Source organism: Sinorhizobium fredii USDA 257 (assembly GCF_000265205.3).
GTDB lineage: Bacteria > Pseudomonadota > Alphaproteobacteria > Rhizobiales > Rhizobiaceae > Sinorhizobium > Sinorhizobium fredii_B.
The window spans coordinates 2,134,628-2,154,964 of record NC_018000.1 but is presented as its reverse complement, the minus strand read 5'-3'; the positions used below and the strand labels follow the sequence as shown (position 1 = coordinate 2,154,964).

The 20,337-nt window shown below is 62.1% G+C and carries 17 protein-coding genes and 4 pseudogenes; 11 read left to right on the top strand and 10 right to left on the bottom strand.

All coding sequences use genetic code 11. The features are described from left to right. Window positions 1-17: 17 nt before the first annotated feature. On the top strand, window positions 18-497 hold the full coding sequence (locus USDA257_RS09930; protein WP_048657470.1) for an Lrp/AsnC family transcriptional regulator: 480 nt from the start codon (window positions 18-20) through the stop codon (window positions 495-497). 189 nt (window positions 498-686) lie between these two features. On the opposite strand, the pseudogene USDA257_RS09925 reads toward USDA257_RS09930, so the two are convergent. The 6 genes and pseudogenes from USDA257_RS09925 to USDA257_RS09900 all read right to left on the bottom strand — a co-directional run bounded on the left by USDA257_RS09925 (window position 687) and on the right by USDA257_RS09900 (window position 8,069). After that, window positions 687-2,151: pseudogene (locus USDA257_RS09925) on the bottom strand (IS1182 family transposase). A 204-nt stretch (window positions 2,152-2,355) separates the two neighbouring features. Further along, window positions 2,356-3,783 carry an aldehyde dehydrogenase family protein gene (locus USDA257_RS09920; RefSeq protein ID WP_014762802.1) on the bottom strand — a complete coding sequence of 476 codons (1,428 nt, stop codon included), beginning with the start codon at window positions 3,781-3,783 and terminating at the stop codon, window positions 2,356-2,358. Continuing rightward, complete coding sequence (locus USDA257_RS09915) at window positions 3,780-5,300, bottom strand: NAD(P)/FAD-dependent oxidoreductase (protein WP_041414056.1); 1,521 nt, start codon at window positions 5,298-5,300, stop codon at window positions 3,780-3,782. Before USDA257_RS09915 ends, USDA257_RS09920 begins: the two co-directional genes overlap by 4 nt. Further along, on the bottom strand, window positions 5,297-5,599 hold the full coding sequence (locus USDA257_RS09910; RefSeq protein WP_041414055.1) for a (2Fe-2S)-binding protein: 303 nt from the start codon (window positions 5,597-5,599) through the stop codon (window positions 5,297-5,299). Before USDA257_RS09910 ends, USDA257_RS09915 begins: the two co-directional genes overlap by 4 nt. Next, a complete protein-coding gene (locus tag USDA257_RS09905; RefSeq protein ID WP_014762800.1) occupies window positions 5,580-6,707 on the bottom strand; it encodes an NAD(P)/FAD-dependent oxidoreductase in 1,128 nt (375 codons plus the stop codon). Before USDA257_RS09905 ends, USDA257_RS09910 begins: the two co-directional genes overlap by 20 nt. A gap of 39 nt (window positions 6,708-6,746) precedes the next feature. After that, window positions 6,747-8,069 carry an NAD(P)/FAD-dependent oxidoreductase gene (locus tag USDA257_RS09900; protein ID WP_014762799.1) on the bottom strand — a complete coding sequence of 441 codons (1,323 nt, stop codon included), beginning with the start codon at window positions 8,067-8,069 and terminating at the stop codon, window positions 6,747-6,749. Between the two features lie 406 nt (window positions 8,070-8,475). On the opposite strand from USDA257_RS09900, the gene USDA257_RS09895 reads away from it, so the two are divergent. Then, window positions 8,476-9,180: an aspartate/glutamate racemase family protein gene (locus tag USDA257_RS09895; RefSeq protein WP_014762798.1), complete on the top strand. Its 705-nt coding sequence runs from the start codon at window positions 8,476-8,478 to the stop codon at window positions 9,178-9,180. A gap of 275 nt (window positions 9,181-9,455) precedes the next feature. Here USDA257_RS09895 and betI read toward each other — a convergent pair whose 3' ends face one another. After that, window positions 9,456-10,064: a choline-binding transcriptional repressor BetI gene (betI, locus tag USDA257_RS09890; protein ID WP_014762797.1), complete on the bottom strand. Its 609-nt coding sequence runs from the start codon at window positions 10,062-10,064 to the stop codon at window positions 9,456-9,458. A gap of 102 nt (window positions 10,065-10,166) precedes the next feature. Here betI and choX point away from each other — a divergent pair, with 102 nt between their 5' ends. The 3 genes and pseudogenes from choX (at window position 10,167) to USDA257_RS38510 (ending at window position 12,607) form a co-directional block, all read left to right on the top strand. Continuing rightward, a complete protein-coding gene (choX, locus tag USDA257_RS09885; protein ID WP_014762796.1) occupies window positions 10,167-11,102 on the top strand; it encodes a choline ABC transporter substrate-binding protein in 936 nt (311 codons plus the stop codon). Then, the gene (locus tag USDA257_RS09880) at window positions 11,102-11,920 is read left to right on the top strand and encodes an alpha/beta fold hydrolase (RefSeq protein WP_014762795.1); all 819 of its coding nucleotides are present in this window, start codon (window positions 11,102-11,104) and stop codon (window positions 11,918-11,920) included. Before choX ends, USDA257_RS09880 begins: the two co-directional genes overlap by 1 nt. Window positions 11,921-12,216: 296 nt before the next feature. Next, window positions 12,217-12,607, top strand: a pseudogene (locus tag USDA257_RS38510) (hypothetical protein). Between the two features lie 217 nt (window positions 12,608-12,824). Here USDA257_RS38510 and USDA257_RS09870 read toward each other — a convergent pair. Next, a complete protein-coding gene (locus USDA257_RS09870; protein WP_014762793.1) occupies window positions 12,825-13,772 on the bottom strand; it encodes a quinone oxidoreductase family protein in 948 nt (315 codons plus the stop codon). A gap of 189 nt (window positions 13,773-13,961) precedes the next feature. Between USDA257_RS09870 and USDA257_RS38395 the strand changes: the two genes are divergently transcribed. From USDA257_RS38395 to USDA257_RS09850, 6 genes and pseudogenes are all read left to right on the top strand, one after another. Next, a complete protein-coding gene (locus USDA257_RS38395) occupies window positions 13,962-14,177 on the top strand; it encodes a cupin domain-containing protein (protein ID WP_014762792.1) in 216 nt (71 codons plus the stop codon). Next, a pseudogene (locus tag USDA257_RS38735) lies at window positions 14,174-14,365 on the top strand (cupin domain-containing protein); the annotation flags it as partial. The gene USDA257_RS38395 and the pseudogene USDA257_RS38735, both read left to right, overlap by 4 nt. 3 nt (window positions 14,366-14,368) lie before the next feature. After that, window positions 14,369-14,800: a helix-turn-helix transcriptional regulator gene (locus USDA257_RS37440; protein WP_196777091.1), complete on the top strand. Its 432-nt coding sequence runs from the start codon at window positions 14,369-14,371 to the stop codon at window positions 14,798-14,800. Between the two features lie 336 nt (window positions 14,801-15,136). Beyond that, window positions 15,137-15,808 (top strand): response regulator transcription factor, encoded by a 672-nt coding sequence (locus USDA257_RS09860; RefSeq protein ID WP_014762790.1) that lies wholly within the window; start codon window positions 15,137-15,139, stop codon window positions 15,806-15,808. Next, window positions 15,808-17,145, top strand: coding sequence for a sensor histidine kinase (locus tag USDA257_RS09855; protein WP_014762789.1), 1,338 nt, complete (start codon window positions 15,808-15,810; stop codon window positions 17,143-17,145). Before USDA257_RS09860 ends, USDA257_RS09855 begins: the two co-directional genes overlap by 1 nt. Window positions 17,146-17,264: 119 nt before the next feature. Continuing rightward, window positions 17,265-18,122, top strand: a complete 858-nt coding sequence (locus tag USDA257_RS09850; protein ID WP_014762788.1) for a DUF3313 domain-containing protein — start codon at window positions 17,265-17,267, stop codon at window positions 18,120-18,122. 618 nt (window positions 18,123-18,740) lie between these two features. On the opposite strand, the pseudogene USDA257_RS33790 reads toward USDA257_RS09850, so the two are convergent. Continuing rightward, window positions 18,741-19,060, bottom strand: a pseudogene (locus tag USDA257_RS33790) (transposase); the annotation flags it as partial. 341 nt (window positions 19,061-19,401) lie between these two features. Continuing rightward, on the bottom strand, window positions 19,402-20,295 hold the full coding sequence (locus USDA257_RS09845; RefSeq protein WP_041414054.1) for a LysR family transcriptional regulator: 894 nt from the start codon (window positions 20,293-20,295) through the stop codon (window positions 19,402-19,404). Window positions 20,296-20,337: the final 42 nt, after the last annotated feature.

The window sequence follows — 20,337 nt, the reverse complement described above, 5'->3', positions numbered from 1 at the left end:
CGGATAGTTTTCATGTCATGTCGAAAGCAAATGGCCGCAATGACCTTCAATTCGGAAAATCGTCCTTGGACGAGACCGATGCGCGAATACTGACGGCGCTGGATGCCGATTCGCGGCTGTCTATGCGCGAGCTCGCCAGCGTCGTCGGCATGTCGGCGCCGAGCGTCTCGGAGCGGGTGCGCCGGCTTGAGGGTGCCGGCATCATTCGCGGCTTCACGCTCGACGTCGATACGCGCGCGATCGGCTACCAGATACGTGCCATGGTGCGGATCAGACCGCTTCCCGGCAAGTTGCACCTCGTCGAGAAACTGATTCAGGATCGCCCCGAATTTATCGAGTGCGACAAGATCACTGGCGACGATCCGTTTCTGGCACGCCTCGTCGTTCGGTCGATCGAGCAGATGGACGACGTGCTCGAAGCCCTTTCCGAGCATGCGGTCACCAGCACCGCCGTTATTAAGGGGACGTCAGTCAAGAAGCGGCTTCCACCTCTGTAGCGCTTGTCCAGGCGGCAATCGCATAAGCGGGCGATCGTTTCCGCTCCCGATTGCTCGCGCCAGTGGTTCCAGGGTGCGGGTCCGCAGTTCTAATCCTCTCCGGGCGGTCAGACACGGCGACCAGTCCGGCGGGCGTCTGGAACGGGTGGAGGCCGTGTGAAAACGCGTTTTTGGGCGGGACATGAATCTTCAAGGTTGCGGCGTGCGAGGTCGAGACGGTCTCACCCTCTCATTGCACCCCATCAACGCGGGAGCGCCGAGGACGGCGATGGCTCGCTTGATGTTGTAGGCGAGGACGTGGAGGCTCATTTCCGTTCCGACATTTCGTAGCCTTCGCATCCGGAAGTGGTCTCTTCCCATCCAGTCTTTGAGGCTGCCAAATACGTGCTCGACGGTGCTGCGCCTGATCCGCATCGCGTCCGGCATCTCGTCCAGCCTGCGCTGCATCTTCTCCAGGACTGCCTCATGCTCCCAGCGGGTGATGCGCCGCTGTTTGCTCGGCGTGCATTTTGCCTTGATGGCGCAGCTGCCGCAGTTGCTCGACCAGTAACGGCTGAGGATCAGACCCTTCTCCACCGCGGTGAAGCGCCAGATCAGTTGTTCGCCTGCCGGGCAGCGATAGCTGTCGGTCTCTGGCTGATAGATGAAGTCCTGCTTGTCGAAACGACCGTCCGCCTTCGCCCCGGATGTTAACGGTCGGGGCACGATCGGCGTCGCTCCAACTGCCTCGCAGGCAACGATTTCCTCACCGGAGAAAGTAGCCGCGATCGGCCAGGACTGTCAGTTCCTCGACGCCGGTCGCTTCCTTGGCCTGCTGAGCCATGTTGGCAAGTTGGGACCGGTCGTGGCCGACATTGGTGACCTCATGCGCGACGATCAGATGGTGCTCGGCGTCGACCGCCGCTTGCACGTTGTAGCCGACCATGCCGGTGCCTTTGCCGCTCGTTGCCATGGCCCGCGCATCGGAATCGGTCAGTGAGATCTGGCGGTCCGGCGCGTCTTGGACCGCTTGCTCCATCGCCTGCAACTCGCGCATCTGCCGCCGCAGCGAGTCCAGCCGTTCCTTCAGCCGGCTGACCCGCATCTGTGCGACGTCATCCTCCTGCCGGTCGGCCGTGTCGAGCATGCCCAGATACCGCTCAATGCTGGCATCCACCTGCTCCATACGTCGGCGGATCGCGCCAGGCGTGAAGTTTTTGTCGCGTGTGTTCACCGCCTTGAATCGGCTGCCGTCGACCGCAACCGTGCCACCCGCGATGAGGCCGATCTTGCGGCACAGAAGCACGAATTGGCGGCAGACCGCACGGATCGCTTCGCCGTTGTCACGCCGGAAATCGGCGATCGTTTTGAAGTCGGGCGCGAGCTTACCCATCAGCCACATCAGTTCGACGTTGCGGCCCGCCTCCCGCTCCAGCCGCCGGCTCGACTGCACTTGGTTGAGGTAGCCATAGAGGTAGAGCTTCAGCATGGTTGCCGGGCTATATCCCGGCCGCCCAGTCGCCGCCGCGGCGGCAAAGCCCATTGCACGCAAATCCAGCTCATCGATGAAGACATCGACAACGCGGGCCGGGTTGTCTTCGGTGACATAATCATCGAGGCATTCCGGCAAGAACAGCTGCTCTCGCCGATCCTTACCCTCGATGAAACCCGCCATGCCGAATCCCCCGCTCAACTGGAGGTAGACTATCATGAGCGGGAGTTTTCACACAGCCTCGGTGGAGAGCGGAATTAGGTGGCCAAAGCGCTGAATGGCGGCGTTCGCAGACAGGAACACTTCTGGATGAGGCGACTCTGAAACCGGGGCCAATAGCAGGCGCGACGTGCGCCCATCCGGCCGGGCACACCTATCTTGCACATTTCACTCGCTCGAGAAGCCGACGATGCCCTTGATCTCGGTAAACTCGTGCAGTCCGAACTTCCCGTATTCCCGACCGTTGCCGGATTGCTTGTAGCCGCCGAATGGAGCGGCGCCATCCCACGCGGAGTTGTTGAGGCGAACAGTGCCGGTGCGCAGCCTGCCTGCGAGCGCCCGCGCTTCTTTCGGATCGCCCTGAATGTAGGCTGCCAGACCGTAGGGCGTATCGTTGGCGATCGTGATTGCTTCCTCTTCGCTGTCATAGCCGATGATCGACAGCACCGGGCCGAAGATTTCCTCCCGCGCAATCGTCATCTGATTGGTGACGCGGGCAAACACGGTCGGGCGTGCGTAATAGCCTGCATTGAGATGCGACGGGCGGCCAGGACCGCCGGCCACGAGCTCCGCTCCTTCCGCGATGCCGCGTTCGATCAGCGCCTGGATCTTGTCGAACTGGGCGGCGCTTGCGACCGGTCCGAGGTCGGTGCGCGGATCCGAGGGGGGACCGACAACGAGCGCAGCCGCTTCCCTCGCGGCGATCGAGCTTGCCTCGTCCACTCGCTCCGCAGGCACGAGCATCCGTGTTGGCGCAGTACAGGTCTGCCCGGAATTGCCGAAGCAACGGCGTACGCCGGCGGCGACCGCGGCTGGGAAGTCGGCGCTACGCAGGATGATGTTCGGCGACTTGCCGCCGAGCTCCTGATGCACCCGCTTGACCGTCGGTGCCGCGGCCTGCGCCACGGCAATGCCGGCACGGGTCGACCCGGTGAAGGACACCATGTCGACATCCGGATGGCTGGCGAGCATCGTGCCAACCGTCGGGCCGTCGCCCTGGACGAGGTTGAAGACTCCCTTCGGTACACCAGCTTCATCCATGATCTCGGCGAAGATCACGGCGTTGAAGGGAGCGATCTCCGAAGGCTTCAGCACCATGGTGCATCCCGTGGCGAGCGCCGGGGCGACCTTGCAGGCGATCTGGTTGATCGGCCAGTTCCACGGCGTGATCATCGCGACGACCCCGACCGGCTCGTGCACGATGCGCGTGGTCCCCTGCATGTAGTCGAGGGCAAAGGTCTCGACGGCCTTGATCGCCTGCTCGAAATGGATAGCGCCGATGCCGGCCTGCTCGGCCCGGGCCATGGCGAGCGGCGCGCCCATTTCCCGCGAGATGGTGTCGCCGAGCTCGTCATTGCGGCGGTTCAGGATCGTTACAATGCGCTTCAGCAGTTCGACGCGCTCTTGCCTGGACGTCTGCGAATAGGAGGCAAAGGCCCGCCGCGCCGCCGCGACCGCCTTTTCCGCGTCGGCGGCACTGCCGAGTGCGATCGTACCCATCGGCTGCTCCGTCGAGGGATCGATGATCTCAAGCGTCCTCGACACGGACGGCTCGACCCATTCACCGTCGATATAGAACTTGCGGGCCTGTCTCATTGCTGGCTCCCCTCTATGGCGTCCTGCGCCCCATCTGGGGCGCGTTCCACGAATCCGGCGACAGCGATGATGGCTGCCTCCGTGTGCGGCAAAGCGGCGAGCTCGCCCAGCGTCAGCGGTTTGATGGGTGGGCGTAGCCGATAGTAACCGACGTCGCCGGGCGCAACGCCACGGCATTGCGACAGCAGTTCAACCGCGGTCGGACCGCACAGCCGGCCCTGACAGGGTCCCATTCCGCATCGGGTGAACGCCTTCATCTGGTTAGGGCCCGGCACGCCGAGCGCCGCGACTTCACGCAGCTTGCCGGCTGTAATTTCCTCGCAGCGGCAGACGATGGTGCCGTCGTCCTCGGGTACCCGAAACCTTTTGCCGGGTCGGAACCGATGTTCGATGAAAGTCCTGCCCCTCAGGGCTCGCGCGAGCTTTTGCGCATATTGGTCCCGGCGCTGTTCGTAGGCAGCCTGGCCAAGGCGATTTAGGTCGAGCGCCGCAGACAGGCCCGCGAGCTCTCCTTGGTGAGCGGAGGCGACCGCCCCGACAATTCCCGCCGCATCACCGGCGATCGAGACCCCCGGGACGGAACTCGCGCCGCGACCGTCGACGGCCGGGCGGAAGGCCGCCAGGCGCTCGTCCCAGATGTAGTCGCACCCGGCTGCGAGCGTGAGATTGAGGTTCGGCGCGATCCCCTGGTGCAGAAGGAGCAGGTCGCCTTCGATGTGCAGGGACTTGTTGCCGCGATGGACCCGCAAGGCGCTGAATTGTCCGGAACCGACCGCCTCGAGCGCGGTCACCCCGCGAATGACGCGGGTTCGACGGTGAACGTCCAAGAGGAGCTTCAAGCCCTTAAGGGCATAGGGCGACGCGGCAAAACCAAGCAGATAAGGCAGGGCCGAGCGCCAGTTCCCGACCGGCGTGGTATCGACGACCGCTGTCACGGACACGCCTGCCCGCAGGAGTTGGCTCGCCAGCAAGTACAAAAGCGGCCCGGTCCCGGCGAGGATGGTCCGTCTGGAGGGCACCAGGCCCGACGACTTCATCAAGATCTGCGCCGCGCCTGCCGCCATGACGCCGGGCATGGTCCACCCCGGGAACGGGAACGGACGCTCGAGCGCGCCGGTTGCGAGAATGACGCGATGGGCGGCGACCGGCCGAGCGATGCCGCCGAGCGAGATCCCGACCTCGAGCGCATGGGCGCCATCGCCGGTTTCCTCGTCAGCGGGTCCGACGCTCCACACCGTCGCCCGGCGGGCATAGCTCAGGTCCGCGCGCCGGAAGCGCTCGATGAGCATCCGACCGACAGCGTAGTCCGGCCCCATGCGCGCGAGATCGGCGTCCGAAGCGCGCTCGACCGCGCGATAGATCTGGCCGCCAGGCGCTTCGTTTTCGTCGGCCAGCAACACGGCGAGGCCATGGGTCGAGGCTTCGATCGCTGCCGAGAGGCCGGCGGGCCCGGCGCCAACGACGACGAGGTCATAGGCAGGCGCGACATCAGCGGCAGATTGAAGGTTTTTTATCATTCTTCCTGCCCCGGCATGGCGGCGCCATCCTGTGTTTCGACCCGCATGCCCTCCACGACGGTGGTCATGCAAGCCTGCCGGTTCGGCTGGCCATCGATCTTGACCAGGCATTCGAAGCACACACCCATCATGCAGTAAGGACCGCGGGCGGCGCCGGACACCGGGGTGCGCCGCGTGCTGCAATGTCCCGCGGCCAACAGGGCAGCGGCGACGCTGTCGCCCTGGCGGGCCATGGTCGGCACGCCGTTGAATGTGAATGAGACCGAACTCTCTTTTCGGTCAGACAGCCGCCGGAACATGGAACCTCCGGGAATGAAATACGGAAAGATCCGCAGAAAGCGCCCCGGCCGAAATTTGCCGCGGCAGGACCAGCGCATGGTTCGCCGCCAGCGTCACGCCGGAATGGCAGGCGACTGCGAAGGCGCCTGGAAACCGCTCCGATTGCTCGTAAATGGGGTAGCCGTCGGGCGTCACCACACGGAACGCCGCCCAGATCCGCACCGCCCTGGCGTCCCTGAGCAGCGGGAAGGTGCGTAGCGCGCGTTCGGCCAGAACTGCGGTGATCGGCCCTCGCGGCCGCTGATGATCGATCGTCGCCTCCTTGCTCTCGCCGATCAGCACAGAGCCCTCGTCCGTCTGCCGCAGATAGCCGGTGGCATGGCTGAGGAACGGTTTCAGCCGCTCGGTGACGATGATCTGGCCGCGGCTCGGGGTGAGCGGAACGCTCAGCCCAACCATCGGGGCGAGCGCTGTATTGCCAATGCCGGCGGCAAGCACGATCTTGCCGGCGTCGAGCCTCCAGCCTTCTCCAGCCACTTCGAAGCCGCCGGCGCGATGGCGGATCGCAGTCGTCTTCCGATGCGGAAAATAATGAACGCCACGCTGCGGCAGCGCCTTATGAAAGGCAGCGAACAGCCGCAGCGGGTTTGCATGTCCATCGAGCGGGCTGAAAATCGCGCCTGCCACTGTCTCGCCGACGAGGGGCAAGCGGCGGCGCGTCTCCGCCTGATCGAGTACCTCATATTCGAGCGGCGGCGTTCCTTCCGCGCCCATTCCTGGTTGGCCGGCGAGCCTCGCCATCGATGCGATCCCGCGTTGGAGCTCCATTGGCGTGAGCCGGATTGAGAAGCCGCCCGACTGGACAAAGCCGGTGTCGATACCGGTTTCGGCCTTGAGTTCGGCTGCCAGCCGGTGCCAGTTCGCCGTCGAGGTTCGCGACCACCGCGAATAGGCGGCGTTGCCGAGGCCCTTGCTTGAGCTCCATACGAGACCGAAATTCGCCCGGGCGGCCCTGTTTGCCAGATCGCCTTCGTCGAGGATCGCAACCTTTTGTCCGCATCTCGCCAGCCCCCAGGCTATCGATACCCCTACCAGCCCGCCGCCGATGACGATTACGTCGTAATCCATTCCGTATCCCCACGGCCTTCTCCGGATCGGGCCACACGATCAGATTGCGCCGACCTTGACCTTCGAACCATCAAGGAGGCGCGACAGCCGGAAGGGGGTGGGGTCGACACAGGGTGTGTCATTGGCAACCAGGTCGGACGCCAGGCGGCCGATGCCGGGGCCTAGGCCGAAGCCGTGGCCGGAGGCGCCCGCGGCCAGGTAAAGCCCCTTCACACCGTCGGCCGGCGAGATGACCGGCACCGCGTCCGGCGTGAAATCCACGTAGGCCCCCCAGCTGTCGGCGACTTCGACCCCCGCCAACGTAGGAAACTGCTCCGTGACCCGTTTCAAGATAGCCGCGATGGTGCGGCGGCTCGGCGGCGGGTCGAGAACGCGCATCCGCTCGAAGGCCGTCCGTTTGCTCTTGTTCAAGCTTCCGAATGCCTCCGGACCTTGGAGGAAGGATTTGCCGATGCCGAACTGCACTGCTTTCAGACGCTTCATGAACATCGGCATGAACCAGCGGGCGTAGCGAATGCCTTGTGGGGTGATATCGAGCATCGCCCTGCCGCTGATCGCAAGGGTGTAGCTGCCATCTAACCGGCGGGTCAACGCGCACTCCGGCGTATAGATCGCCTCGCCCAGATTCGCTGTGGGCCGCGTACGCAGCGCCGTCTGGCGCACGCTCGCCTGCGGAAACAGAACTCCGTGCTGGCGACAAAACATCGACGTCCAGGCACCGCCGGCGCAGAGAACGGCTTGTGTCCGGATGGCCCCCTTTTCGGTGATCACCCCGGCCACCGCTTCATTGACCAGGTCGAGGCCTCGGGCAGCGCACTCCTGGTGGATTGTCGCCCCAAATTTGCGAGCGCCGTTCGCGATCGTCGGCGCGGCAATGGCGGGTTCGGCCTTGCCGTCATCGATCGAATGCACTCCGCCCAGCCATCGGCGGCCGTTCGCCGGAATCGTGGCAGCCGCTTCCTTGGCGCTCAGCATCTTCGTATTGACGTTGAACTGCCGGGCCGTATCACGCCATGCTTCCCACTCCGCAAGCTGTCGGGGATTATCGGTAGCGTAAAGCAGACCGCAGCGACGGAAGCCGACGTCCTCTCCGATTTTGGATTCAAACTCACCCCATAGCCGTAGGGCGACACCCGAAAGCGGCAGCTCGCGCTCATCCCGGTTCTGTTGGCGGCACCAACCCCAGTTGCGGCTCGACTGCTCGCAGCCGACATGGCCTTTTTCGACCAGGGCGACGGACAGTCCCCGCTCCGCGAGAAAGAAAGCTGCCGTTGCACCAATAATGCCGCCGCCGATGACGACGACATCCGCCTTGGCAGGAAGCTCTTGATCGCTGTGTATGCGTTTGACATTTGGAGACATGGGGGCTGACCTGGCATTATTGGCGGCTGATCTGTACGGCGCTATTTTCCGCCCCTCTGACAGCGCACTCCCTCGCCGATGAAATTCCCGCCGGGCAGGGGAAGACTCTCTCAAAGCTTGTCGTCGCGCGTCCTCGAATTGAGCTCATAGGAGGCTACCGGAGGAAAGCGAGCAGCATGCATCGACTGGAGACAGAGGGACGGCCGAAAGTTCCGTTTCCGGCGGCGCGACGGCCAAATCTGCGGCCTTCGCACGGGTAAGCTACAGAGCATCGTCTGACGACAGTAATGGTTGTTGAATCGGCTTCCGGTCGAGCACGACAGATGCCGCGATCGGGTTCACGGCACCGCTGCTGCCACAGGTTCGAATTGAAGAGCGTGCACAATCGAAAACAGAGATTTAAGCCATGACTACAGGCACTCACGAGTCCCCCGCGCTTGCCATGATCCATACGGTCCCCGGGATCATCCCCGCGTTCAACGATCTCGTCGGCCGCCATCTGCCCGGTTGGCGGCCGTTCAACATGTTGGATGAGAGCCTGCTGGGGAACACGATCCGCGAAGGCACGCTGTCACGTCAGACCATGCGGCGGCTTGCGACTCACATCTGGTCGGCGGTGGATGCGGGGGCTTCGGCGGTCCTCGTCACCTGTTCCTCGCTCGGCCCTGCAGTGGATGCGGCAATGCCACTCTGCCCCGTCCCCCTCTTCCGTATCGATGACGGGATGGCGATCGAGGCGATCAACCGCGGGAACCGAATTGGCGTCCTTGCGACCCTGGCTACAACAATGGAGCCTACAACCCGGTTGATTGAACGCCATGCGCAAAGAATGGATCGTAGCGTTTCCGTCACCACCCGTCTTTGTGAGGGAGCCTTCGATAAATTGCGAAACGGGGACAGGGCGGCGCATGATGCGATGGTACGTGAAGGCCTTGCTTCGCTCGTGGACAGCGTCGACGTGGTTGTTCTTGCTCAAGCATCAATGGCAAATGCCCTGAACGAAATAGGCGAGATATCGGTGCCAGTACTTACTAGCCCTGAACTCGGCGTGCTGCACATGTCCTCCGCACTGGATGTGCGCTCCCGCGTTCAGGAAAATGCGCAAAGGTAGGCCAGCGGTTTGCCCGTTTTCAGCGGTCCAGAGCAGGCCTTCGGGCCAATTAACTTCCTGATCAACAACGCCAGCAGCGGAGCTTCATCGACGGTGGCACTCTCCGGGAAGCGTGCATCCACCCGCTGCCTCATTGCCTCATTGTCCGCTTTTTGGACCAGCACTGCACATTCCCGTCGGTATCGGTGAATGGCCGCGCAGGGTCGATTTTTCACGTGAGCGGCGCTGCACAAGAGTCGCAGACGACCCTGAACCTTCCGCCTTCTCGTACAGGCTTAGAGGTCGGCGACCGATGCTTGTACGCGGGCGGAGGGCAGTCGATGAGAGAGGTAGTCGCGCATCTGGCGAAGCGCATCTTCACGCGTCAGACCCTCCGACTGCAGACCGAGGCGCAGCCACAGCCCGTCAATCAGTGCGGTGATGCCTAGAACGGCAGCCTCGCATTGGTCCTCTGGCAGAAGGTGGACCAGTGCCGACATGAGATTTGATCGCATCCGCGCATGAATTACTTTTTGGATGCGCGCTAGCTGCGGTTCCCGCGGCACCTCGGCGCAGAGCGATAGCCAAGCATGGCAGATGGACGGCTGGAAGAAGCGGTCCTCGAAGTTGCCTTCAATGATCGCTTCCAGTCGCTGTAACGGGGTGGTGGCCCGGTTCAAGCGCGCCACCACGGCATCCTTCAGCGCCGCATTCGCCTCGCGCATCGCATGCTCGAACAACTCCTGCTTGTTGGCGAAGTAGTGCAGGACGATGCCCTTCGATGCGCCTGCTTGAGCGGCGACTTTCTCCAGCGTTGCCCCCACCATGCCTTCGCGCTGAAGGACCTCGAATGCCGCCCGCCTGAGTTCCCGTTTCCGGATATCGCTGATCCTGGTCAGTCTCATTTGCACGCCCTCGGTTTCACCCACATTTGACAAACTTTCCGGAAAGATCAATAATTGACCCACGGGACAATAAAATGACCAAGCGGATAAAGGGGAATACGAATGAAGCGATCTCTGAAAGCCGGGGCTTCGGCGCTTGCCCTCATTGCCATTGCTGGTCCCGCGTTCGCGGGAGAGCCGGAAAGCTGCAAAACTGTGCGGTTGGCTGAGCCGGGGTGGAATGATCTTGCCTTCACCACCGGGGTCGGTCTGACCTTGCTGAAGGCGCTGGGATACGAGGCGAAGAGCCAGCTTCTCGGTATCGACGTCATCTACACGAGCTTGAAGAGCAAGGACCTCGACGTCTTCCTTGGCTACTGGGACCCTGCCATGGTGGCCTACTACAAGCCGTACAAAGAGGATGACTCGGTCGAGACGGTTCGGACCAATCTCGAGGGAGCCAAATACACCTTCGCCGTTCCCACTTACGCCTGGGAGGCTGGCGTCAGGGACTTTTCCGACCTGCAGAAATTTGCCGACAAATTCGAACGGAAGCTCTCCATCGAGCCGGGTTCGAACCAATTGATGCTCGATGCGATCAAGGACCCGGCCCTCGGCCTCGAGGAATGGGAGGTGGTGGAGTCGAGCGAGCAAGGCATGCTCTCGGAAGTGACCCGCCGGACACGCGACAAGTCGTTCATCGTTTTCCAGGGTTGGGCGCCCCATCCGATGAACACCGTCTTCGACATGAAGTATCTGACTGGCGGCGACAAGTTCTATGGCCCGAACTTCGGTGCGGCAACGGTCTCCACCCAAGTGCGCAAGGGCTACCTGCAGGAGTGCCCCAATGTCGCGAAGCTCTTGAACAATCTCGTTTTCGATATCGACTACGAGAATCGCGGCATGTCCTACATCATGAACGATGGAATGGAACCGGAAGAAGCCGCTCTGAAATCCATAAAGGACGAGCCGAAGCGGCTGGAAACCTGGCTGGCCGGGGTGTCGACTTTCGACGGTCAATCGGGTCTCAGCGCGGTAAAGGCGGCGCTCGGCCTGTGATGTGCAGCATCGAGGACGAATGGCATCGTCGCAAGCGGCGCGTCGAATTACCGGGGGGGAGGCCGATCGCTTTCGTCGACAGCGGCGGAAGCGGGCCGCCGCTTCTGCTACTGCATGGCTATTCTGACACCAGCCGCAGCTTTTCTGCGCTTGAGCCCTTTCTTGTCGGCTACCGTCTGATCATTCCCGATCTTCCCGGACATGGTGCATCCGCTATGGGCGACGGCATGCGCATCAGTGACTTTGCCGCCACCATTGACCGGTTGCTGGCGTTTCTCGGTATTTCGCCGATTGCTGTCATCGGCCATTCCATGGGTGCCATGACCGCGATCGAGCTTGCCGCTCGGCGTCGCGAAGACGTGAGCGCGCTCGTACTTCTGTCTGCAAGCCTGAGGCCAGATTTCGGCAGCAGGAGCCCGTTTTCGCGCGGGATCCGCGCGCTCCGCGACCCGATCGACCCCGCGGGGCAATTTCTCCGTGACTGGTATTGCTGCAGCCGACCCGTCGACCCCGAATTCCTGGCGAAGATGAGGGTGGACGCAGCGGCAATGCCGGCCGCCGTCTGGCATGGCATCCTGGAGGGCTTTGCCGAAACCGATCTCCGGCATAGCGCCAGGCAGGTCACCGCGCCGGTGCTCTGTATCGGTGGTTCGGCGGATACGCTCTTTGATAGCTCGCACCCCAAGGCGCTTGCCGAGGCATTCCCCTCGGTCCGATCCATCACACTCGACGGGTATGGACATAATCCGCATTGGGAAGACCCGCAGAGGGTTTCAGCGCTTGTGCTGTCGTTTTTTTGCGGAGGCAGAATAGTCTAGCCGCGGCCATCAGAGCTCCGGCACAAAGCGCAAGGGGTGCAATGCTCAGGTGCTATCGTCGGACGTCTGCAGAGCGTACTCTTTTTTGTCATTCCGTATGTGAAGCCCGATGTCTGCACGGGTCGGAAGTGTCGGTTGAACGAACGTCTCAAAAGTCCGGGAGATGGTCAAAGGACTGTCGCCCGCAACATCCCGCTTGAGCCCAAACCGCTCACACCAGACCCGTGGTGTTACCTCTCTTCTTCATGGTAGGCAGGGATCGGTTCCGGTATGGCGAACTAAAAGGAGCTAGCCGCATGAAGTGCCTTCGCATCTATGCCACCCCGGATGGCGAGTCGCATTTCGACGAAATCGAATTGCCGACAACGAAGAGGTCGGTGCACCCCGATGCCGTGACGTTCGACGTTACGGGCAGCTATCCGGCGTCCCGCGTCCGCATCAACCCACATCCCAGCTGGCATGCGCGAGGTGGCGTGGCATAAGGTCCCAGAGCCGGTGCTTACGGTCAGGCTGGATGGTTCGGTAGAACACGAGACGAGCGACGGAGAGGTGCGCCACGTTCAGGCGGGTAGCTTCGTGTTAGTGGAGGACACCCACGGTAAGGGCCATCTGTCACGCCATTCCCCAGAGGCGCAGACTGTTATCTGGATTTCACTACCGAACGGGCTCGACTTACCGCCAGCATAGTCCTCTGGGCACGCCGTCGGCGCCACGATTAAACGACGGCTTTGTCCGCATGGCCGTCATTCGTGCTGGCCGCAGCGGGCGACTGCTCACCACAATTTGCGGTCGGTCTCATAACTGCGACAAAGATCGCCCCTGTGCGCCCGTCTGATACGCAATGGGGCTAAGACTGCTTCGAGCCCATTGCGGTCATGCAGTGGGCCGATGATGATCAAGTAAATCACAAACCGGGCATCAATACATACCGGGTATCAGTGTCGCCGTTCCAAGCCTCTGCAATCGCTTGCAGCCGCACGCTCTTGAAGTTCGTGTCGAAGCCCGCCTCTGGCGCCGCTGCCAACAGCTCACCTGCTCCAGCGACAAGATCGGCAACAGCAACGCTTCCAATACCGCTTCCCATCAGTTCGAGGCCCGAGCTGCGGAGCATATCTCCACGCAATGCGATTTCGTCGCCGGCCATCGTCCCGAGCTGGACGTAACGCAGACGCGGCTCTCCGGTCCTTGATCCCCGATTCCGGGTCGCCGCCCTGAGCACGCGGGCAGCGGCATCACCCCAAACGAAGTCGAGGACGACATCGATGCCTTCATCGAACTGACCACGCAGCGCCGCATCCGCTTCATTGCCCAGAGCGATGCTCACATCGGCGTCGAGGCGATCCAGCTTCTCCTTGTTTCGGCCGACCGCGACGATCTTGCTCGCGCCGAAGTGCCTAGCGGTCTGAATGGCCATGCTCCCGGAAGACCCCGTCGCTCCGACGATGAGGACCTTCTCGTCCTTCTGAAGCTTTGCCCTTCGCGTGAACGCAACCCACGAAGCAAGCGCGGCCGTGACTATCGCCGCTGCACGATCACTGGCAAGGGCATCCGGGACGGGCACCGTCATGCGGCTCGCTGCGAGGGACTTCTCGGCCATGGAGCCGAACGGCGCCTTCGGAAAGAGAAAATAAACTCGGTGTCCATTGGCATCGATGCCCACTCCGTCGACCCCAGGAACAAATCCTGCGGTGGCACCGCTTGCATAATGCCGTCCTGAAGCCAGCGCCTTGACGATAGGGCTTAGAGCCGCCGCCTCCACCTTCACCACGGTATCGCCTTCCCCGGCTTCCGGCTCTCGGAAGTCCTGGAAGGACGGAGGTGCGTCAAACGAATTCACAACTGCAGCCTTCATGTCATCAACTCCAATTCTGCGGATCGGACGTTAGATAGACAGCTGCGTCTGCACGATCTATCCTTGAGTGTACGATATTTGTTCGTGATCGTTCAAAGTGACTGATGGACCCGCTTTCTGAGTTGCTCGCTCTTCTTCAGCCTCGGAGCTACATTACTGCCGGCTTTGACGCGGGCGGATCCTGGGCGCGTGCTGGATGACCTCGCCGGGCGCATCAAATGCTATGCGGTGATGAAGGGAGAGTGCTGGCTTTCGATAGAGAAGATAGCGGCTCCAATCCGGCTCAAGGCCGGCGACTGCTTCGTCCTCCCGACAGGGTGCCGGGCTCTGATTGCCAGCGACTTGGGAGCAGAGCCGAAGCTGGCAAGCGAAACGCTTGATCCGAACCGCAGCGGTGAGGGGTGACCTACAATGGCGGCGGAGACGTCTTCCTTGTCGGGAGTCGGTTTGAGGTAGAGGGCCGGCATGCGGAGGTGATGCTGCAGACACTACCCCCTCTCATACGCGTCGAAGCATCGAATGACAGAGCCAAGCTGCGACTTTACATAGACCTCATGATGGATGAGCTTCGCGGAGGCAGGCCCGGCGCTTTTCAGATGGCGCAGAACCTCTCCCACATGATGCTTGCACAGACGCTGCGCTTGTATATCGAGGGCTTGCCGGAAGGTGAGGTTGGCTGGCTCGCCGCACTGGCTGATCCCAAACTTGGACCGTGCCTAAAGGCGATGCACTCCGCCCCCGCCCATTCATGGACGGTGGAAGAACTCGCCCGGATTGCGGGAATGTCCCGGACCAGCTTCGCGCAGCACTTCCGGGACCGCGTCGGCGAGACGCCCATTTCCTATCTAACCCGCTGGCGGATGATGTCAGCAGCCGCGAAGCTCGTGCGGGAGCAGGATACGATCACCCAAATTTCGATGTCGCTCGGATACTCGTCTGATCAGGCTTTCAACACGGCATTCAAACGTGTTACGGGGCAATCGCCCCGTCTATATGCCCGCCGTCAAAAGCAGGGTGCCGAAGCTTAGACATCGTGCGATGACTGCCCCAAAGCGGTCGGCTATCGGTCGTCGTGATCGTTGTTTGCGCGATCGGCGTACCGCTGGTTCTCGGCGTTTCCGCAGTTCTATCTGACCAGCAGGATAACGAGTGGTCCTCCCACCAGTGATCCGAGGACGATGGCGGATAAGAGGTACCTGCGCAGTATGGGTCTGAGATAGTTCATCACGCTGTTTTCGCGACCGGATGTTCTCAGGGTCAGCGTCTTAGAATTGCAGCAGGATGACGGGTCGGCCCTTCCATTCCCGTAATGCTGCCGCAATGTTTTGCGGCAGACAAAGGACGGGCGAGGGAGCGAAGGGTCGATGAGACTGTTGTTGATTGAAGATGAGAGGGAGCTGGCGACCGCGCTATCGGTGGCGCTGAGCAAACTCGGCATCGTCACCGACCACACGATGCATCTCGCAGACGCCTTCGAGCTGACGCGCCAGAATGCCTATGACGCGATCCTTCTGGACCGACGTTTGCCTGACGGTGAAGGATTGACGTTCATTCCGACGTTGAGGCGGGCCGGGAACGACACCCCCATTATCGTGCTGACGGCGCGCAATGAGCCATTGGAGCGGGTCGAGGGCCTGGATATCGGCGCTGACGATTATCTGGGCAAGCCTTTCCTCGTCGAAGAGCTGATGGCGCGCGTTCGCGCGGTGCTTCGACGGCCGTCCAACCTGACTGAACAGCGGATTGTTGCGGGTCGTATGGTGATCGATCCGCTGCATCTCAATGTTGCTATCGATGCCGCTCCCCTCGATCTTCCCAGACGAGAGCTTCTTGTCCTTGTGGCGCTTGCCAAGCGGAAAGGCAAAACGGTGCTTCGATCGACGCTTGAGACGGCGGTTTACAACTACGAGGATGAGATCCAATCCAATGCCCTCGATGCGCATATCTCCAGGCTGCGCAAACGACTGCTGGACGCCGCCGCCGGCGTCGCCATCCACAACATCCGAGGTGTCGGATATCTTCTGAAGGAAGAATGATGCCCGAGGCGAACAAGCCGACCCCGTCGCTTTGGTGGAAGCTGAGCTGGCAACTCAGTCTCGTCATTGTCGCTGTGGTTGCCGCGGTGATCATCGGGCTTAGCGTCTACGGAGTGATGATCCTCTCTCCGAACGTCGCCGTGGAGGACAAAATCAGCGCCGCGGTGGCGAAGGCAGTGGAACGCGATGCGCAAGGAAAGTTTCAACTCCGCGATACGCCGGAACTGCAATCGCTTAAAGCGCTGAACAAGGGGCTTTGGTATGTCGCGGCCACGACAGACGGCGCCTCGGTATCATATGGCACCGTACCTGCGCCCTATGCCGAGCTTGCGCATCTGGCGTACCTGTTCCACGACGCGGACATACGGGGATCGACCGGCACGAATGAGATTGCAACGATCGAACGCGTCGAGACTGCGGTGGGTGAAGTCCGAATTCTGTTCGGTGGCTTCGCTGACAAAGGCTGGCCCGTTCTCGCTCTTCTGGCCGGCACCTACCCGATCTATATCCCTTTGATCGCCCTTGCCTTGCCTGCGATCTTCCTTACCGTTCCCCGAATTGTGCGGCGCGCTCTTGCAAGGGTGAGCGAGGTCGCTCGCGAAGCATCGGAAATCGAACCGCGCCACCACGGGGCGCGCCTTTCGGCGGACGGCATTCCCAAAGAAGTGGCTCCGCTGGTGATTGCCTTCAACGGAACGCTTGAGCGGCTTGAGAACGAGTTTAAGAAACGCCAGCGCTTCCTGATCGATGCGGCGCATGAGCTCAGAACACCGATCGCCATCATGCAGACCCGGATCGACGGAATGCCTGAAGGGCAGGATCGCCGGCGACTGCTGGACGACGTGGCGCGGCTCGGGGAAACGGCCGAGCAGCTGCTCGATTTCGAGCGGAACGATCAGGTGACCGACCTGCATGAGACGCTTGATCTCGTCGATGTCGCACGCATGGTCGTTGCCAACTTCGCACCGCTAGCGATCGCGGCGGGTTACGAGATTTCCTTTCAAAGCGGGGTGGAAAGTCTCGAACGCAGGGGCTGCCCTTCCGCTTTGCCAAGAGCGATCGGCAATTTGGTTCGCAATGCGATCGATCACGGCGGCAATACGGGGATGATTTCGGTTTCGGTCTCGGCGGACGGCGCAGTGTCGGTGACCGATGAAGGGCCGGGTATTCCTCCCGAGCATCAAGAGCTTGTTTTCGAACCCTTCTATCGTGTCACGCCGCGAAGCACTGGCGCGGGTCTTGGTTTGAGCCTGGCGAAGCAGGTTGCCGCAAACCATCGCGGCCAGATCACGCTCGTCAGCGGACCGGGCGGAACGCAGGTGAAGCTAAAGGTCTAAGCCCGGCTGATTTGCCGGGAACGCACGATCTGCGCATTATCCAATGCCATGTGTAATGCTGCTGCAATCCTTCCTTCGCAACGTCCGGCAAATTCATCCGCAACGGAGGCTCGTGGGACGTGCGCAACAATCCGACATCCAAATCAATCCACCTGCTTAGGGCCGCCGTGTTCCCTCTTCCTTTGGCAGCAATAACGGCCTGCGCCTCAGTCCCGCTCAAAGAAGGCGGCACGCTGACCTCCTACGGCAATCTTGGCGCGGTAAATGGAAAGCTCGCCAAATCTCGCACTTATGTGGACGGCCAAGGTTTGGCCGCGGTGAAGACGGTAAGCATCGTGCCGACGAGCTTCGCGTTCAGCGCCGCATCGCGCATTAAATCAGACACGGATCGGGCATTGGTTTCGAACGCACTGGACCGGGCGCTCTGTGTCGCACTCAGCGACAAGTACCAAATGGTCTCAGCCGGCCAGCCGGCGGACCTGACGATCCGATCAGTCGTTACCGAAGTGGTGCCGACAAACAAGGCGATGGCGGGTGTCTCGACCGCGGTAACGCTGGGCAGCGGCGCTGTGCTTCCTGTCAGCGTGCCACGGCTCCCCGTTGGCCTTGGGGGATTGGCCGTCGAGGCGGAGGCTCTCGACAGGAGCGGCGTGCAACGTGCGGCCATGGTGTGGGCGCGGGGCGCCAACTCCATCCAGAACAGCCCGCGCGTTTCCGCGGTCGGGGACGCGTACAGCCTGGCTTCCAAGTTCGGGAGCGATTTTTCTCGAGTACTGATCGCCCGCAAGGAGCCAAAGGGATTAGACTTATCGCTGCCTTCGGGGCAGAGGATGAAGTCTTGGCTGGGAGGCAAACCGAAATATGCGGCATGCGACGCGTTCGGCCGAGCGCCCGGCCTCGCCGGCGTTGTGGCAAGTAAGGTCGGTGCACCGCCGGAATGGACTGATAGGCAGCTAAAGTCGATCGCGACGCATTGAATTGCCCTTGCGCACGCCGCAGAGTCTCTCCGGAGCCAATGCAAAACGCCTGACTGCAGGAACGGCGACGAGCGGACCCTCCCAGCCGTTCCGCCAGTAGCGGTGGCCGGCACCAGCCGTGCTCCGTTCACCCGCGCCATTCGAAGCGTACGTTACCGGCTTGAATTCAGCGGCGTGGCCCGGTGTCGCGAAGCCGCCGACAAGGCAAAGGAAGACTGGGTGGGGCGTTTCCGTTCGGCACACGACATCACTTGACTGCTCATCGGCTGAACGGCGGCTTTGGCGCGCATTGCCCTCACTCAGCGCTTCGCTCTTCAGCTTCCGCTCTCCATCTGTGGACGTATATGGACCCGCCCGATTGCAACAGTCGGCTGGATCAGGATCATTGGTCACAACTGCTGACGTATATCCGGCTTCGTGATGCGGCTGGACAACGTCTTCGCCGCGAGCCTCGATGGGTTTTCGCCCGCTTCCACCTCAAAGCCCCGGTGACATTGGCTACCGCCATGCCGGTCCACAGATCAGGTTCGGGAAGCGACGGGGTGACCGTTTTTCCATCTCCTGGCATTTGCTGCAATTGCCGGGGTGAGACCTCCTTTGCTTATTCGCGGCTTGGGCTCAGGCCGCCTTCACCGACAGCGCGGGCTCGTAAGCGGTGTCGTCCGAGAGCATGGCCCACACGATCCGCGCATTTTTGTTGGCAAGCGCAACGGCCGCGACGTTGGGATGCCGCCGTTGCCGCATCTTGCCGAGCCAGAGGCTTCGTGGTCCTGCTTGCCGCTAGCCCGGCTTAAAGCGGCGCGAGCGCCGTGAATCATCAGTGTGCGCAGATAGCGATCGCCGCGGTTGCTGATGCCGAACAAACGGGCTCGCCCTCCACTGGATCGCTTCTTCGGCACCAGGCCAAGCCAGGCCGCGAACTGGCGGCCGTTCTTGAATGGTTGCAACACCGCCATTCTGGCACAGCGATGCCGTCGGGGGGCGTCCACGCCATCACCCGCCTGTGCCGCTGACGGCGACACCTCGAAGGACCGGATTGGGCTCGAAGCAGTCTTTGCCCCATTGCATATCAGACGGCCGCACAGGGTCGTTTCTCCGCATTCACCGCGGTCGCAGAAGAGTGGAAGACCGTTGTTCGTCCTATAAGGAGCAGGTTGCGTCAAGACGTTGCGACTGTCGCGAAAGTGCCTACTCTACGGCGTCGTTCGGTTGGGGCAAAGCGTCACGACTGGCAGCGGGGGCGGACGCCCGAGCCTCGGGCGCAGGCAAGTACATCAAACTACAAATCTGTCGCATCGAAAACCGCCGCCACCCAGTCGAGGAAAACCCGCACACGTGGCGATAGCTGACGGTTCTGCGGATAATAGGCAGCGAGCGGCAGTGGCGGCGGCGGCTGGGCCGGCAGGACCTCTACAAGGTCGCCTCGCGCCAGATCCTCCCGGAAGCGATAGCGGGGCGCCTGAATCAGCCCGTAGCCCATCCGTGCGAGATGATGCGCTGTCTCCGCCTCGTTGGCGGTCACGCGGCAGGGAAGTGTCACCTCCCTGATTCCCTCGGCGGTCTGGAACTCCATCGGCATCACACGGCCCGTGCGTGACGACACGAAGCCGATCATCTTGTGTCGGTCGAGATCATCGACCGAAGCGGGCATCCCGTAATGCTCGAGATATTGCGGGCTGGCGCAGGTCTGCTCCGGAATATCGGGGAGCCTGCGCATGATCAGGCCGCTGTCATCCGGTTCGCCCGCCCGGATGACGCAATCCACCCCCTCGCGCACCAGATCGACCAGCCTGTCGCCCTGGCCGATCTGCAACCTGATCTGTGGGTACGCTTCCAGGAAGTCCGGCAGACGCGGCAGTAGGAAAGCCCGCGTCAGTGCGCCGTGCGCGTCGATGCGGAGCACCCCCGAGGGTTCACCGCCCCGCAAGGCGCCCTCCGCTTCGTCGATATCGGCGAGGATCGACAGGCACCGCCGGTAATAGGCTTCGCCATCCGGCGTGGGCGCCACATGCCGGGTGGTGCGTTCCAGCAGCCGGCTGCCGAGATGGCGCTCGAGCCGCCTGATCGCTTCGGTGGCCGTCGAACGCGGAATGCCAAGATCGGCCGCCGCGGCCGTGAAGCTGCGACGGTCGATGACCCGCACGAAAAGACGCATTCCATCGAGGCGATCCATGTTTGTTCGGGATAGCCGAATTTTATTGCCCGCGAAAGGGGG

Excerpts from the sequence above, each read along its gene's own strand:
- USDA257_RS09855 (WP_014762789.1), top strand. The coding sequence starts at position 15,808 with ATGCCCGAGGCGAACAAGCCGACCCCGTCGCTTTGGTGGAAGCTGAGC.
- USDA257_RS09900 (WP_014762799.1), bottom strand. The coding sequence starts at position 8,069 with ATGTCTCCAAATGTCAAACGCATACACAGCGATCAAGAGCTTCCTGCC.
- USDA257_RS09930 (WP_048657470.1), top strand. The coding sequence starts at position 18 with ATGTCGAAAGCAAATGGCCGCAATGACCTTCAATTCGGAAAATCGTCC.
- USDA257_RS37440 (WP_196777091.1), top strand. The coding sequence starts at position 14,369 with ATGGCGCAGAACCTCTCCCACATGATGCTTGCACAGACGCTGCGCTTG.
- USDA257_RS09880 (WP_014762795.1), top strand. The coding sequence starts at position 11,102 with ATGTGCAGCATCGAGGACGAATGGCATCGTCGCAAGCGGCGCGTCGAA.
- USDA257_RS09870 (WP_014762793.1), bottom strand. The coding sequence starts at position 13,772 with ATGAAGGCTGCAGTTGTGAATTCGTTTGACGCACCTCCGTCCTTCCAG.
- USDA257_RS09920 (WP_014762802.1), bottom strand. The coding sequence starts at position 3,783 with ATGAGACAGGCCCGCAAGTTCTATATCGACGGTGAATGGGTCGAGCCG.
- USDA257_RS09905 (WP_014762800.1), bottom strand. The coding sequence starts at position 6,707 with ATGGATTACGACGTAATCGTCATCGGCGGCGGGCTGGTAGGGGTATCG.
- USDA257_RS09910 (WP_041414055.1), bottom strand. The coding sequence starts at position 5,599 with ATGTTCCGGCGGCTGTCTGACCGAAAAGAGAGTTCGGTCTCATTCACA.
- USDA257_RS09860 (WP_014762790.1), top strand. The coding sequence starts at position 15,137 with ATGAGACTGTTGTTGATTGAAGATGAGAGGGAGCTGGCGACCGCGCTA.
- USDA257_RS09845 (WP_041414054.1), bottom strand. The coding sequence starts at position 20,295 with ATGGATCGCCTCGATGGAATGCGTCTTTTCGTGCGGGTCATCGACCGT.
- choX (WP_014762796.1), top strand. The coding sequence starts at position 10,167 with ATGAAGCGATCTCTGAAAGCCGGGGCTTCGGCGCTTGCCCTCATTGCC.
- USDA257_RS09915 (WP_041414056.1), bottom strand. The coding sequence starts at position 5,300 with ATGATAAAAAACCTTCAATCTGCCGCTGATGTCGCGCCTGCCTATGAC.
- USDA257_RS09895 (WP_014762798.1), top strand. The coding sequence starts at position 8,476 with ATGACTACAGGCACTCACGAGTCCCCCGCGCTTGCCATGATCCATACG.
- betI (WP_014762797.1), bottom strand. The coding sequence starts at position 10,064 with ATGAGACTGACCAGGATCAGCGATATCCGGAAACGGGAACTCAGGCGG.